The sequence below is a fragment of the Lysinibacillus sphaericus genome (assembly GCF_015844675.1).
Lineage (GTDB): Bacteria > Bacillota > Bacilli > Bacillales_A > Planococcaceae > Lysinibacillus > Lysinibacillus sphaericus_E.
In genome coordinates this window covers 38,487-52,723 of sequence record NZ_LDGC01000062.1, presented here as the reverse complement: position 1 = coordinate 52,723, position 14,237 = coordinate 38,487, and the positions used below count along the sequence as shown (strand labels likewise).

13 protein-coding genes are annotated in these 14,237 nt (G+C 36.0%); 9 read left to right on the top strand and 4 right to left on the bottom strand.

Annotation, left to right across the window (positions count from 1 at the left end; genetic code table 11):
* Positions 1-39 precede the first annotated feature (39 nt).
* The gene (locus ABE34_RS15380; RefSeq protein WP_346655573.1) at positions 40-357 is read right to left on the bottom strand and encodes a Nif11 family protein; all 318 of its coding nucleotides are present in this window, start codon (positions 355-357) and stop codon (positions 40-42) included.
* Between the two features lie 359 nt (positions 358-716).
* Between ABE34_RS15380 and ABE34_RS15375 the strand changes: the two genes are divergently transcribed.
* The 3 genes from ABE34_RS15375 to ABE34_RS15365 are packed head-to-tail and all read left to right on the top strand — an operon-like array spanning position 717 to position 2,759.
* Positions 717-1,463, top strand: a complete 747-nt coding sequence (locus ABE34_RS15375; protein WP_197143384.1) for a metal ABC transporter ATP-binding protein — start codon at positions 717-719, stop codon at positions 1,461-1,463.
* Between the two features lie 13 nt (positions 1,464-1,476).
* A complete protein-coding gene (locus ABE34_RS15370; protein WP_197143383.1) occupies positions 1,477-2,340 on the top strand; it encodes a metal ABC transporter permease in 864 nt (287 codons plus the stop codon).
* A complete protein-coding gene (locus ABE34_RS15365) occupies positions 2,337-2,759 on the top strand; it encodes a transcriptional repressor (RefSeq protein ID WP_197143382.1) in 423 nt (140 codons plus the stop codon). Before ABE34_RS15370 ends, ABE34_RS15365 begins: the two co-directional genes overlap by 4 nt.
* A 221-nt stretch (positions 2,760-2,980) precedes the next feature.
* On the opposite strand, the gene serC is transcribed toward ABE34_RS15365, so the two are convergent.
* Positions 2,981-4,069: a 3-phosphoserine/phosphohydroxythreonine transaminase gene (gene serC / locus ABE34_RS15360; RefSeq protein WP_197143381.1), complete on the bottom strand. Its 1,089-nt coding sequence runs from the start codon at positions 4,067-4,069 to the stop codon at positions 2,981-2,983.
* 590 nt (positions 4,070-4,659) lie between these two features.
* Between serC and ABE34_RS15355 the strand changes: the two genes are divergently transcribed.
* A complete protein-coding gene (locus ABE34_RS15355) occupies positions 4,660-5,199 on the top strand; it encodes a hydrolase (protein WP_197143380.1) in 540 nt (179 codons plus the stop codon).
* A gap of 34 nt (positions 5,200-5,233) precedes the next feature.
* Here the strand turns inward: ABE34_RS15355 and ABE34_RS15350 are convergent, their stop codons facing one another.
* A complete protein-coding gene (locus ABE34_RS15350) occupies positions 5,234-5,743 on the bottom strand; it encodes a PCYCGC motif-containing (lipo)protein (protein ID WP_197143379.1) in 510 nt (169 codons plus the stop codon).
* Positions 5,744-5,822: 79 nt separating this feature from the next.
* Complete coding sequence (locus ABE34_RS15345) at positions 5,823-8,135, bottom strand: YhgE/Pip domain-containing protein (RefSeq protein ID WP_197143378.1); 2,313 nt, start codon at positions 8,133-8,135, stop codon at positions 5,823-5,825.
* Between the two features lie 203 nt (positions 8,136-8,338).
* On the opposite strand from ABE34_RS15345, the gene ABE34_RS15340 reads away from it, so the two are divergent.
* The 5 genes from ABE34_RS15340 (at position 8,339) to ABE34_RS15320 (ending at position 13,756) form a co-directional block, all read left to right on the top strand.
* Positions 8,339-8,818 (top strand): thioredoxin domain-containing protein, encoded by a 480-nt coding sequence (locus tag ABE34_RS15340; protein ID WP_197143377.1) that lies wholly within the window; start codon positions 8,339-8,341, stop codon positions 8,816-8,818.
* A gap of 220 nt (positions 8,819-9,038) precedes the next feature.
* A complete protein-coding gene (locus ABE34_RS15335) occupies positions 9,039-9,740 on the top strand; it encodes an O-linked GlcNAc transferase (RefSeq protein WP_197143376.1) in 702 nt (233 codons plus the stop codon).
* A gap of 289 nt (positions 9,741-10,029) precedes the next feature.
* Positions 10,030-12,231, top strand: a complete 2,202-nt coding sequence (locus tag ABE34_RS15330; RefSeq protein WP_197143375.1) for a bifunctional diguanylate cyclase/phosphodiesterase — start codon at positions 10,030-10,032, stop codon at positions 12,229-12,231.
* Between the two features lie 80 nt (positions 12,232-12,311).
* Positions 12,312-12,866, top strand: a complete 555-nt coding sequence (locus tag ABE34_RS15325) for a hypothetical protein (RefSeq protein ID WP_197143374.1) — start codon at positions 12,312-12,314, stop codon at positions 12,864-12,866.
* A 236-nt stretch (positions 12,867-13,102) separates the two neighbouring features.
* A complete protein-coding gene (locus ABE34_RS15320; RefSeq protein ID WP_197143428.1) occupies positions 13,103-13,756 on the top strand; it encodes an alpha/beta hydrolase in 654 nt (217 codons plus the stop codon).
* Positions 13,757-14,237: the final 481 nt, after the last annotated feature.

The following is a 14,237-nucleotide window of genomic DNA, read 5'->3' as shown; positions in this document are numbered from 1 at the left end:
GTCGGAACGGAAATCAACCACACGTTTTGGTGATGCTCCTTATTTCGTAAACAAGGCAATTAGTTGTCTGGAACGCTTTCTACCTAAAACAGCTTCAACCTCTACAAGAATATCTTTTGGAATACCTAAAAAGAGCCATGAAAATGAGAATTGCTCCAAATAAGGCCGGAGTTTTTTTACTTCAGAAGTAGTAATTTCAAACCCTTCAGAACGTGCAATCGCAACAATTTCCTTATCACTACTTTGTGTTAATTGCTGTAAAAATTGAATACTCAAAGTTAATCCTCCTTTTAATTGTTTTATCTTTCGAACAAAATCAATCTTGTGAAAGTCATGACAGCTATAAAAATCCTTCACATTAAAAAGTGTTAGAATCAATGCCTATTACAAAATTAGCGCTGTTCAAATAACAAAATATAGTTTTATTTTCCTAATCAACATACATGACAATATTTGTTGAAACGTATGCCATGCGAAAAGTTGATTGGAGTGGAGACTGGGCGACTCCTTGGGGATTAGCGTCACAGATGAGACCCTGCAGCGAGCAGCGCGAGTGAAGCGGCTCATCGGACGCCCCCAGGAAAGCGCCCAGTCGGAACGGAAATCAACCACACGTTAGGGGGATGATTTTATTTTCTTTACAAAAACTGTACTTTCATTTATACTTACAACTTGTTAAATCGTAATGATTTTGAATTAGAAAGAAGAGAACATACATGAAAGAATCATTAATTGATATTGAAAACGTGTCATTTCAATATGACTATACACAAGTATTAAAAAATATCTCTTTCCGTGTGGAAGAGGGAGATTTTTTAGCACTTCTAGGTCCGAACGGTTCTGGGAAATCTACATTATTAAAAATTATTTTAGGGTTACTAAAACCAATGTCTGGAGAAATTAAACTATTTGGTGAACCAAGTACGACTTTTAAGCATCGTGAATGGATTGGGTATGTGTCACAAAAATCGAACGCCTTCAATTCAGGGTTTCCAGCAACCGTACAAGAGGTTGTGAAAAGTGGATTATCCAAAAAATTAGGCTTATTTAAAAGACCTGGACGAGATGCAAAGGAAAACGTCTTAGAAGCATTAAGAGCTGTCGGAATGGAAGCATTTATGAATCGTAATATTGGAGAGTTATCTGGTGGGCAACAGCAACGGGTCTTTATTGCAAGGGCATTAGTTAGTGAACCGAAGCTATTAATATTAGATGAACCAACTGTCGGTATTGATCATGAGAATGTGCAGTCCTTTTATGATATGCTGGCGAAATTGAATCGGGAACAGGGAATTACAATGATTCTTGTTACACACGATGTGGATACAGTGTCCAACCGTATCAGTCATGTAGCATGTTTAAATCAAACTATCCACTTCCACGGTTACAAAAATGAATTTGATACAATTTCTCACGATGCGCTTGATGCTTGGTACGGTCATTCTGTGAGAAAGATTCACTAGAAGGAGAAGGCTAATGATTGAAGCAATATTTAACTATGAATTTTTACAAAATGCCTTTTTCTCTGGGCTAGTTATTGGAATATTGGCACCGCTGCTAGGTGTTTTTATTGTCGTTCGAAGGCTCTCACTTATTGCTGATGCCTTGTCACATGTGACACTGGCAGGTATAGCGGGAAGCTTATATATCAGTCAATCTGTTACAGCCTTGGCAATGCTAAATCCAATTTACTTAGGTATACTGGCCTCTGTCAGCGGTTCCATTTTAATTGAGCGTCTAAGACGTGTATATAAGCACTATGAGGAGCTTGCTATTCCCATCATTATGTCAGGTGGGATTGGTATTAGTGCAATCTTTATCTCGCTTGCAAGCGGCTTTAGCACGGATTTAATGAGCTATTTATTTGGTTCAGTGTCAGCTGTATCACGTCAGGATTTATGGGTAGTAGTAGGAATTGCTGTTGTTGTCGTTATCTTTTTGTTTATATTTTTCAAGGAACTCTTTGTTTTATCTTTTGACGAGGAATATGCAAAAGCTAGCGGTCTGCCTGCACGTTGGATTCATCTTTTATTTATGATTATTACAGCACTTGTTATTGCTGCAAGTATGCGCATCGTTGGCATTTTACTTGTATCATCACTTATGACGTTACCAGTGGCTGCTGCAATGCGACTTGCAAAGGGCTTTAAGCAAACAATCATCTATGCAATTGTCTTTGGCGAAGCGGCTGTGTTAATCGGTTTAGTTAGTGCTTTCTATTTAGATTTAGCACCTGGTGGTACGATTGTCGTTACTTCTATCTTAATTTTGTTACTTGTTATACTAGTGAAGAAAATAGTATTTAAAATGGCTACAAAACAGGAGGAGGTAGCGCAGTGAACGTTTCAAAAGCGTGGGAAATTTTAAAAGAAAACGGCTATAAAAAAACAGATAAGCGGGAGTTAATATTAGATATGTTTGCAGCAACAGATAAATATTTAACTGCTCGAGATTTATTAGGTGTTTTGAAAAAAGATTTTCCGGGTATGAGTTTCGATACGATTTATCGCAACCTTTCAACGTTTGTGAAGCTAGGGATACTGGATGAAACTGAGTTATCAGGAGAGCGGAATTTCCGTATGCATTGTGAGTCTGAACATCATCACCATCACTTTATTTGTATGGATTGTGGCAATGTTAAGGAACTAAATCTCTGCCCTATGGAGATGCTTGGAGAAAAGCTGCCAGACTATGAAATTGAAAACCATAAATTTGAGATTTACGGTAAATGTCCCGAGTGTAAGCCTGAAGCTTTGTAAAATTTGAGATAATAATACTTAAAGAAAGGGGTAATTCCAAGTGAGGTTTCACTAGGAATTACCCCTTTTATCGTTACTATGTTGTTCTACTTAGAGCTTAAATGCCTCTTGACTATTATTGCTCTTACCCTATGAAAAGATATATCATGGGCATTTGACTTCTATCGCAAATAATAAAAACGACGAATGATATTTTAAATAAATCATTCGTCGTTTTTTTATTATTGATGTTTTTGTTGGAACTCTACCATAAAGTCACGTAATGCTTCACAAGCCTCTAACGGTACAGCATTATAAGTAGAAGCGCGGCAGCCTCCTACAGAACGGTGTCCATTAAGTCCAACAAAGCCAGCTGCTTTTGCTTCAGCAAGGAATTGTTTTTCTAGCTCCTCGTCAGCAACACGGAAAGTGATATTCATTAAAGAACGGCTTTCTGGTGTTGCATGGCCTTTATAGAATCCGTTGCTATTGTCAATGGCATCATAAATGACTTTTGCCTTTAACTCATTGTGCTTCTCAATTTCTGCAACGCCACCTTTTGATTCTACCCATTTTAATACTTCACCTAGCATATAGATACCGAAAGTTGGTGGCGTATTGTATAAAGAGTTGCTGTCAGCATGCGTTGAATATTTTAAAATTGTAGGAATGTTTTTATTCGCTTTCTCTAACAAATCTTTGCGAATAATAACTACTGTTACCCCAGATGGACCAAGATTTTTTTGAGCCCCTGCATAAATAAGACCAAATTTACTTACATCAACTGGTTTAGAAAGAATATCACTAGACATATCCGCGATTAACGGTACATTTCCTGTTTCAGGGAATTCCTTCCATTGTGTACCGTAAATCGTATTGTTTGAAGTAATATGCAAATATGCATCTTCTTCATTGAATTGAATATCCGCTAAAGCTGGGATATTACGGTATTTATTTTCTTTTGTACTCGCAGCTTCTACAGGCGTACCAAATAATTTAGCCTCTTTGATTGCTTTTTCAGACCATGAGCCTGATAATACGTAGCTTGCTTTTTGATCTGCTTGAAGGAAGTTCATTGGAATCATCGTAAATTGAAGACTAGCTCCACCTTGTAGGAATAGAACTTCATAGTTTTCTGGGATAGCATAAAGCTTTTTCAATAAAGCAATTGCTTCATTATGTACTTCATCGAAAATGGCACTACGGTGGCTCATTTCCATAATAGACATGCCTGAGTCACGGAAGTTTACTAATTGTTGTTGGGCTTTTTCTAATACTTCTAGTGGTAGGGCAGATGGTCCTGCGTTAAAATTGTATGCACGTTGTGTCAAAGTGGTACACTCCTTGTTTTGTTTTATAAGGTTAAACCTTATTCATAGGTTATTTAGTTCCTACTAATTGGTTGTTGAATCTATCATGCTTTTACAGTCAGTTCAATATTATCAAGCAAACTAGTTCATTTAAGAACTTAGATATATATCCCGGCCGTTAAAGCGGATAAAAGCACTTTACTGGATTATAACTCAATTTTCAAGAGAAAAAATAAAATTCTCACTATTCGAGCAGAATAATGACAGGCTCGCAACAAAATGTACAAAAATGAGTTGAATTTATAATAGATATTGAAGATTAAACACGAACAAATAGACATTTAGATATGTTAATATGAGTTAATACTTCGTGATTTAATACGTTGCTTAATCGGTGGAATTACAAAATGTTCGTGTTTGTTTATGTGTGGAATAATTCCTCCTCAAATATGTACTGACTTGCATATTCCCCCTCGGAAGGACACATTTCGTGGGTGAGCTCTGAGACATTGTGAAGGGGCTATTGACAGGACGATATTTTTCTAACCTTTCACAAAACCCAGTAACTTTCGGTATAATGAACTGTGAATACGGATTTAAGGGGTGTTTTAATGTTTACAATAGAAGAGGCATGTTTAGTTGTCGTTGATGTACAAGGGAAGTTAGCGACAATTGTTGATGAAAGTGAAGCGGTGATTGAAAATGTGGCCAAGCTGGTACAAGCTATGGAAGCATTGGAGATACCGGTTTTATGGCTTGAACAAAATCCTAGTCGTTTAGGTGGGACAGCGTTAGAGATTGCGCAGCATATTAAAGAGCAACAACCTATCGCTAAATTGGCTTTTAGTGCGTGCCAGGAACAAGAGTTTATAGATGCATTGAAGGCAAGTGGTCGTTCTCAATTTATCGTGACAGGTATCGAAACACATATTTGTGTCTACCAAACAGCTCGACAGCTAAAAGAGCAAGGGTTTGAGGTTGAAGTGGTTGCAGATGCAGTGTCGTCCCGTACAAAGGCCAATAAAGAGGTAGGACTTGAGAAGATGAAGGCTCTTGGAATTTTACCAACAAGCGTGGAAATGATTTTATACGAGTTATTACAGCGTGCAGATCATCCGCATTTTAAAACAGTGTTACAACTCGTTAAATAACAAAAAACTCATCATAACGATGAGTTTTTTGTTATTAAGCAGGCATGTCAGTCGGAGTTGGTTTTGCATAGCCTTCTTTATAGTTATTATCAATTGTTTGACGAATTTCTTTGATGTCCATACCATCTTTATGCATCTTTGCAGACTGTACAGCAATTTCTAGGCAAACAAGACAACGGGTACCGTGATCATCCCAGACAATTGTTCCATCCTCTCGTTTTTCTTCAATAAAGCAGTTTAAATTGCTTTTATGTCCAGCTGATTCGCCACAGCCACAATAGCAGGGCATCCACTCTAAAATTTCTGTAGATTGTCCAGCGATTTGATACACTAAGCGAATATCTTCTGATTTATTGTTTAAAAATGATGGTAAAACATCCGCTGATGTAGTTTCCTCCTGAATATCTCCAGAAGCATGTGCATGTTCTTCGTGTGAAGCTTCTTTTTGTGCTTCATTCTGATTTTTTTCAACAGCTTGTTTATCTTCACCACAAGCACTTAACACTAATAACGACAAAGCAAAAATAGAAAGAAGTTTTTTCAACAAAAGCGCCTCCTATATGTTTACAATACTCCCATTATAACATTGTTCGTTGAAATATTTACAAAGAGGCGAGTGGAAATTAATGAAATATATCTGATCCGCGTGTTTTGTTCATGAAATGTTCCATTTTCTCACTCAGTAATTTTTTCAAGAAGAAACCAAATAGAATAAAAATGAGCCAGAAGAAAGATAAGAAGGCTAGATCAACCCATACCTTTGACCAAATAATACCACCAACTGCCTCGCGCATCATTTCAATAGCATAAGTGAAAGGAAGAAATGGATTTATAATTTGGAAAAATCTTGGTAGTAATTCTACTGGATATGTGCCACCAGAACCGGCAATTTGCAGTACTAACATGACAATGGCTAAAGCCTTTCCGACATTTCCGAATACGGATACTAGTGTATAGACAATCGTTACGAACACTAAGCTAATAAATAGCCCAAATGGAATAAAGAAATAAGGGGCGCTAATGGACCCGTTTAAAATAATAATATCTCCAATTGTAATAATGAGCGTTTGAATAAATGAAAAAGTTGCAAATGTTAATAAACGTCCAAAGTAAACTTGGCGAATACTGTAATGATCATTATTGTGAATATTTACAGATAGAAGAGAAATTAATAATAAACAACCAACCCAGATGGAAAGTACAGTGTAAAACGGTGTCATAGCTGTTCCATAATTAGCAATTGGAAACATTCTATGTTCCTGAAGCTTAATAGGTTCCTCAAAGAAATCTCGTTCTGCATTAACGTCGTTTTTCAATAATTGAACGATTTCTGAAATATCAGCTTCACTTTCTAATGTTCTCAGCTTGTCTGCAAGGTCCTTAATTTTTGTACTTAAAGCAGGGAAATTCGTTTGTACTGTACCAAGCGTCTTATTAGCAGTTGCTAACATATTTTTAGCATTTGTTAAACGATCTGTTGCTTGAGGCAGAAAACTTTTTACATTCGTAAGCATTGTTGATGCATTTGTTAATGTATTTTTGGCAGAAGCTAACGTCGTATGAATTTGTGGCTCTAACTGATCGTTATAATGAGTAAGGAATTGCTGCAGATTGTTAGAAACATTTTGCGCAACGCTTTGCACATCAGCAAGGTCTTTTTTTATCGTTTCGACATCTATCGTATTTAACTGCTGTACTTTACTTGAGATGTCCGTTAGTAATGTATTCAACTGATTTAAAGCGGTTAGAGAGCTAAAAGAATAATCAGTAAAACTAGGGTTTGCCTGTAAATCTCCACGTATAGTTTCAAGTTGTTGAATTATTTTATTGTTAGTTAGTAAAGTCTTCACATCTTCAGAATTACTTTGCTGTAGTGCGGTCTGGATATTTTGAATCTTGTTTTCAAGCTGTTTACGAGTCGAAGCATCAGCTTGTGTTAATTTTTGAAGCGCTTCAATTGTTTGGATGCTAGAAGTTACTTTCTCACGTGATGCATCTAGCTGGTTTTTAATTGTATCTTTTATTTGCGCAATAGTAGCTGAATCTACATTCGCATTTTGAAGCTTCCCTATTATATCTGTAAATCGTTGAGCAATATTTTGTACTGCTTCTAAATCTTTTTTGATGATAGGGGATAGCTCATTGAACAATGTATCAGCTTCATTGATCAAATTTAAACCTCGATGGATCGTTGTTAGACCATCATTCGTTAATTTCTCAACTTCGGGAACTTGGGTAATTGTGTGGTTTAGTAATGTCTCAGCTTCTTTTCCACCTTTAGCAGCTTGCGCTAAATATGTTTCGATATCTGGGAGATGATGTTCGATTGTAAAAATATAATTCTCAAATTTTCTAAAGTCTGGAATTTCCCGTTCCATCTCAACACCGACCGTATTAAAAATAGAGAAAAGTGTTCCGCTGACAGTTGAAATAAACTCATTAGATACTTGTTGCGTAAGGCCACTGGCACCTTTACTTGTGATTTTAGGAGCGATTGGATTGATTTTTTCATTTACATAATAATCGATATGCGCTTTTGTAGGCACATTTGACAGTATGGAGGTCAACTTTTGTGAAAAATCACTAGGGACAACTATAACCGCAAAATAGTCCCCATTTTTCAAGTTATTTATAGCTTGGTCATGAGACGTAAACTCCCAAGTAAAGTTTTGATTGGTACTTAAATTGTCTACTACCTCGTTACCAACATTAATATCTTCTCCTCTAACATTCGCACCTGTGTCTTCGTTGACAACTGCGATTTTCATGTTGGCAGTATGGGCATAGGGATCCATAGAGGCGTAGATATTAAGCCACGCATAAAGAGAAGGTAAAAAAATGAGCCCACCAATAATGACAGCAACTACCCAGTTTGTTAAAATATTATGGATATCACCTTTATAAATTTGAAAAATATTTCGGATAGTGTGTTTCATTTTATTTATCCACTCCACATTCGTATTGAGCATTATAGATGTTATATGTATGTTTCCAAATTTGGAGCGAATTATGTTTGAATTATGAAAAAACTCATATTTAAAGACTAATTAGTTTACTAGGATTTAAAAACCATTTATAATCAATCGCGAATACACTAAAAATAGGGTTTTTTAGTGTGGAAAGGGAGGAATACATTCTCGTGAAAAAACTACTAATTATTGGCTCAGTAATTGTTTTGTTATTTGCAGTAATTATTGTGCTAACAAAAGTCTCGAACAATAGCAAATTAGAAAACGCAGAGAAACTTTATGGCGACAAAGAACTAAAACAAGAAACAATTGATCAATTGGATGATGAAAATTACCAAAATATTATGTTGCCAGACGAACTTGAAAAAAAATTAAAAGCAGGTGAAGATGTAAATGCTTATTTCTTCAGTCCTATTTGTGTGCACTGTAAAGCTTTTACACCTGAGTTAATGCCGATTGCTAAAGAGCTTGGTGTTGAAATTGCACAATTAAATGTATATGAGTACGATGAGTTATGGAATAAATACAATTTTAAATCGACACCAACTTTTATTCGCTTTGAAGGTGGTAAAGAAGTTAATCGTTTTGTAGGTGCCTTACCAGAAAAAGATTTACGTGCATTTTTAACTAAAGAAGTATTAAAAAAATAAGTAAAGCTGTGACTGTATCAAAAGTTATTTTTGATCAGTCTTTTTTTATAGGAAGTGCTTTTTGTAGCAAAGTGAAGCGGCAGTTACTGAAGTCCTCTACCTCTATTGTTGAAAGAAGTTAAAGCCTCCAACCGATTATGGAATCAATTATGTCGAGGCATAATTGATTTTGTAGTGTATACTAAATATACTGAAGAGTTGTACATTGGAGGAATAATGAATGACAATGGATGATTATTTTTATAATGGTGAGCTAATGAAGTGCTATGAGGTGGCTAAGCAAGTTACTAATGAAAATGAGAAAAAGTTAGCTAATAAATATATTGAATTATTAGAAGAGTATGATTTTGCGAGCTATCCAAAACCTACGCTGTTTGTGGAAACCCAACATGCAGAACGAGCAGATGAAAGTTATCCTGAATCGGATACCGTCGTCGAAATTCGTGCGATAAAAGATGAAGGAGAGTTTTCAAATCGTATTAAAGAACTAGAGGAGATAGCGACAACAGGCACTCCGAATGAAAGGGCCAATTCATTTTTTACACAGGGTGAACTGTTTTTGTTTGCACATCATTACAACGAGAGTGTTCATTGTTTTAAACAAGCAGTAAAAGAAAACCCTAACAAGGCGTTATATTGGGGGATCACAGGTCAAACGATGCACCGCTTTGGATGGATGCCATTCGATGCACTTGGCTACTTAGAGCAAGCTATTAACTTAGATCCAAATAATGCGCGTTGGAAATGGAATAAAGCACTTGTTCTTATACAATTAGCGAAGGATTTGCAGATGGCACCGTTTATGGCAAATGCTGCGATTACATTGGAGGAGTCACTCGCGGCTTGTGCCGAGCATCAGCGGTCCTTGAAAGCTGCTATCCAAAATACAATAGATAATATGGATAGTTATGTATTTTCATAGCAAATAGAAGATGTCTCAAAAGATGAGGCATCTTTTTTCCTTTCATTCAACACATGTTTTTGTGGCGATACTTTTTATACTGAAAAAGTCCGGTAATAATCGGTGTAGGATGAAGAACCCTTTTTGCTGATTAAAGTTTTACTTTATTTTATGATTTAGTCCTGAATTTTCATTCTTCTTTTGGTTAAAAAGTTTATTATTCGTAATAACTTTATAGTATAATTATCCTAAAACCATCAATAAAACAGTAGATGGAGGAAATTATTTAGAGCTTAAGAAGGGAGTTAAGATGTGGAAATTTAATGAGGATTTTTCATTTGTGAAGCAGGGCATTCAATTTGTCCTATTATCACTGATTTTATTAATTGTAATTGGTTTGGGTAGTGATAAATTTTATGGGATATTTGGAGAGAACAATTATGTAACGATTCATTTAATGATGGAAATGCTTATTACTGTAGTGACAATGTCTATTTCTATTCAGACATGGTTAATTACACCTTATATTTTATCGAATAGAGTCCTCTATGTTGGGGCATTATTTTTAACAATTAGCTTATTAGAAATGGCTCATGCACTTTCCTATAAAGGAATGCCATTTTTCATTACTGAAAGTACGCCGTATGCATCAACATGGTTTTACATGTTTTGTCGATTACTATTATCGATTGGTTTTCTCATTATATTATTTATAAAGGAGAAGGAAATAAAATCAATTTATCGTTGGTTTATTTATAGCTTGCCGTTTCTAATAATCACTGTTTGTTTTGTAGTCATCTATGCCCCGACACCTATATTGCCACCACTTTTGATAGAAAGTGAAGGTCCTACTGTTTTAAAAAATACTTTGCAATATATAGCTGTAGCGATACATTTAGTGATTATGGTCCTGTTGCTTAAAAATTTTGAAAAAGCTCCTAAAATCGCATTTTTATTGTTTGGTAGTTCTATTTATTTAATAATGAGCGATTTTCTTTATACAATTTATCAAGATGTTTATGATATTAAAAACTTCATTGGACATATTCTTGAGTTAGGTGCTTCTTATCTTTTATTTAGAGCAATTTATTTTTCATCGATCGAAAAACCTTTTCAGCAGTTAATCGATACACAAAAGCATTTAGAAGAATCTCGTGAAAAAATGCATTTCATGGCTTACCATAATGAGATTACAAATTTGCCAAATAAGCGTTTTTTAATGGAAACTTTAAAAAAAGATTTATACATATCCAAATCACAAAAGGCAATACTTGCAATCGGTATAGAAAGAATAACTGCGATTAAAGCGTCTTTAGGTAGTACATATGCAGACCAAATGATAGGCTTAATCGCGCAAAGATTGAAAAATGTTTTACCGGAGAAGCATTTACTATGCATGCTGAGAGAAGACTATTTCGTCGTATATATTGATGAAGTCAGCAATACCCATCAATTGACGCAGCTTAGTCAACAACTTCAAGTTGCCATGGAAGAATCATTCCAAATACAACATTTTTCTTTAAATAGTCAATTAAATATTGGTATCGCTTTATTTCCAACAGATTCTTTTAGGGAAGAGGAGCTTATTAGATTTGCACTTTATGCTATGCATGAAGCGCAAAAAACGCCAACTCGTATACGATTTTATGAGTCTTCAATCTCTAAAGAAACGACTGAACGTCTTTTATTAGAAAATGATTTACATGATGCTTTAGCAAATCAAGAGCTTTTTTTAGAATATCAACCGCAGCTTGATTTACGTACGGGTCAAATTAAGTCAGTAGAGGCTTTAGTTAGATGGCAGCATCCAAAGAAGGGGTGGATTTCGCCGGGAGTCTTTATTCCAATTGCAGAGGAATCTGGATTAATTATTCCTATCGGACAATGGGTACTAGAAACAGCCTGTCAACAAGTAAAGAGATGGGAAGCTGCTGGATTGCCACCGATTAAAGTAGCGGTCAATCTGTCGTTAGGTCAACTTTTTCAGCAAAATTTAGTTGAAATAATTCATAATGTTCTTGAGAAAACACAATTAGAGCCCAAATATTTGCAACTCGAAATAACAGAAAGTATGACGATCAATATTGATCATATGACGACGATCTTACACAAATTGAAGGCACTTGGCGTTACGATCGCGGTAGATGATTTTGGAACAGGCTATTCTTCATTATCTTATTTAAAGGATTTCCCTATAGATTGCTTAAAAATTGACAGGTCTTTCGTTCAGAAAATACAATCGAACTCTACAGATAAAGCATTAGTTGACATGATTCTCTCTATGGCCAAGCATCTACAGTTAAAGGTAGTCGCAGAAGGAATTGAAGAGATAGAACAGCTATCATATCTAGTAGCAAGCCAGTGTGATACTATACAGGGCTTCTTATTTAGTAAACCTGTATCTCCAAGAACATTACAGGAGAACTACCAAACGCTTCACAATGATGCGAAAAATATTTTAGATTCAATTTCTGCGTCTAAAGTACAAGGTGAGCATACATTGCAGACCTAACGTTAACCGTTTCTTTATATTCTACAATCATGGTATGATAGGGAGGAAATGATTTGTAGATATAAAGGACGGGTTTTTTGATGGCACAAGAAACGGCAAATAAATTGATTGAAAATGTATGTAATCATTTAGTGCGCAACATGAATATTACGAAGGTTGAAGAGCACTTTAAAGCGACAATAGAGATGCAGCGTAAATCAGCACAATCTCAGGTTGATTTTTGGGATATGTTAATGATGAATATGCTGTATTTTGCTGAAAATGAGCAAGTTTGGGAAAAAGAATTAATGAAGATGCTCGAAAAGAGAGAGTGGTTAAAGACCACGGTACTTGAGGAAGAGCTATTGATGCATCAAATGCGTATTCGTCAGCAGGTCGCGGAACAAATGGATGCCGCTAAGGAATTGTTTCATAAGCAGTATGTGACAGAAAATATGACAGAGGAAGATATTGTTTACGATTATGCGTATAGCTCTGCTGGACATTCCATGCGCGTAGATTTACTAACAGTACTTGTCTCAACACCGGAGCAATCAAAAGCGCTATTTAACGCAGATCCACAAGAAACGATTCGCATAATTAACGGCTATATTGCTTATCATACTGATGGGATTATTAATAAAGTAAAACTTTAAAACGCATTCGTGACCATCATGTGCTTTTGTCGAGTATTTGTACATAAAAGCATCGTATCTCAAGCTGCTTACCGTATTCTCTAGGAAAGCGCCCGATTGGACAGACATCATTCTATTGTTATGGTGATAAGTCTATAGAAACAACTATTTATGATAACGGAGCAATCCTGTTTTTGTCTAGATATATTATGCAGTATAATAAGGTGACACTAAGTTCACCTGAAAGGAATTTTAAAATGAATACACCGTTTACATTTAAACATACACAACCAACGAATATGGACCCAAATAAAAAATATCCAGCGATTTTTTTATTACATGGAATGGGTAGTAATGAAGACGATTTACCACAATTAGTACAGGACTTTAAAGAGCAATGCCATGTATTTAGCTTACGTGGACCTATTACGCAAAAGCCTGGCTATGCTTTTTTCACAATCCAGGAGGTCGGTAAACCAGACCGCGAAGTTTTCGATAAAGTATTAGTGGCTCTACAACAATTTGTTCTAGAGGCTATTGCTGAATATCAAATTGATCCACATAAAGTGTATGTACTTGGATTCAGTCAAGGGGCAGTTCTAGCACAGTCACTTGCTTTTGCAATGGGGAATTTAATTACAGGAATAGTAGCATTAAGTGGCTACACACCAAAATTCGTTACAGAGGAATATGCAATTCGCCCAGTCAATCATTTACATGCATTTATTTCTCACGGTGATTATGATTATGTCATCCCGTCACAATGGGGCGTAGAAAGTAAAGAAAAGTTTGAGCAATTTGGTGCTACTGTGACATTTAAACAATATCCAGATGGTCACGGTGTTACACCAGAAAATTTACGTGATCTAACTGCATTTTTAGCACAGGAATTACAAGATAATATTCAATGACAAACAAAATGGTCAAGGAAAACCTTTAAAATGAGTTGATTCGTTCAAGGCTATTTTCCTATGGGGATATGTTGAGCAGTTCCTACGCTACGTTTAACACTGCGCTTTCGCACAGAAAATACTGTTGCTGTCACTTCGCTTTAATGCAGACAAGACCGAAGTATCACTATAAATTATAGTTACATGACAGTAAGTACATGCTATATGTAGTGGTTGATTGGAGTGGAGACTGGGCGACTACTTGGGGACCAGCGATAGAGGAACGAAGGCTAAAAACCATCACATCCTGTGATAACGCCTTCGTGACCAACATCGTGTTGGCCCGAGACTCTGGAGCGAGCATCGCGAGTAAAGCGGCTCATCGGACGCCCCCAGGAAAGTGCCCAGTCGTAATGAAAATCACCTCCTCACTTTGCCGAGAAGCTATAATTTCTTTTAAATTACACCTTAAACAAAATGAAAACCGAGACATTGTAGGATG

Coding starts and splice junctions, on each gene's coding strand:
- ABE34_RS15375 (WP_197143384.1), top strand. CDS start 717: ATGAAAGAATCATTAATTGATATTGAAAACGTGTCATTTCAATATGAC.
- ABE34_RS15370 (WP_197143383.1), top strand. CDS start 1,477: ATGATTGAAGCAATATTTAACTATGAATTTTTACAAAATGCCTTTTTC.
- ABE34_RS15355 (WP_197143380.1), top strand. CDS start 4,660: ATGTTTACAATAGAAGAGGCATGTTTAGTTGTCGTTGATGTACAAGGG.
- ABE34_RS15345 (WP_197143378.1), bottom strand. CDS start 8,135: ATGAAACACACTATCCGAAATATTTTTCAAATTTATAAAGGTGATATC.
- ABE34_RS15335 (WP_197143376.1), top strand. CDS start 9,039: ATGACAATGGATGATTATTTTTATAATGGTGAGCTAATGAAGTGCTAT.
- ABE34_RS15330 (WP_197143375.1), top strand. CDS start 10,030: ATGTGGAAATTTAATGAGGATTTTTCATTTGTGAAGCAGGGCATTCAA.
- ABE34_RS15325 (WP_197143374.1), top strand. CDS start 12,312: ATGGCACAAGAAACGGCAAATAAATTGATTGAAAATGTATGTAATCAT.
- ABE34_RS15320 (WP_197143428.1), top strand. CDS start 13,103: ATGAATACACCGTTTACATTTAAACATACACAACCAACGAATATGGAC.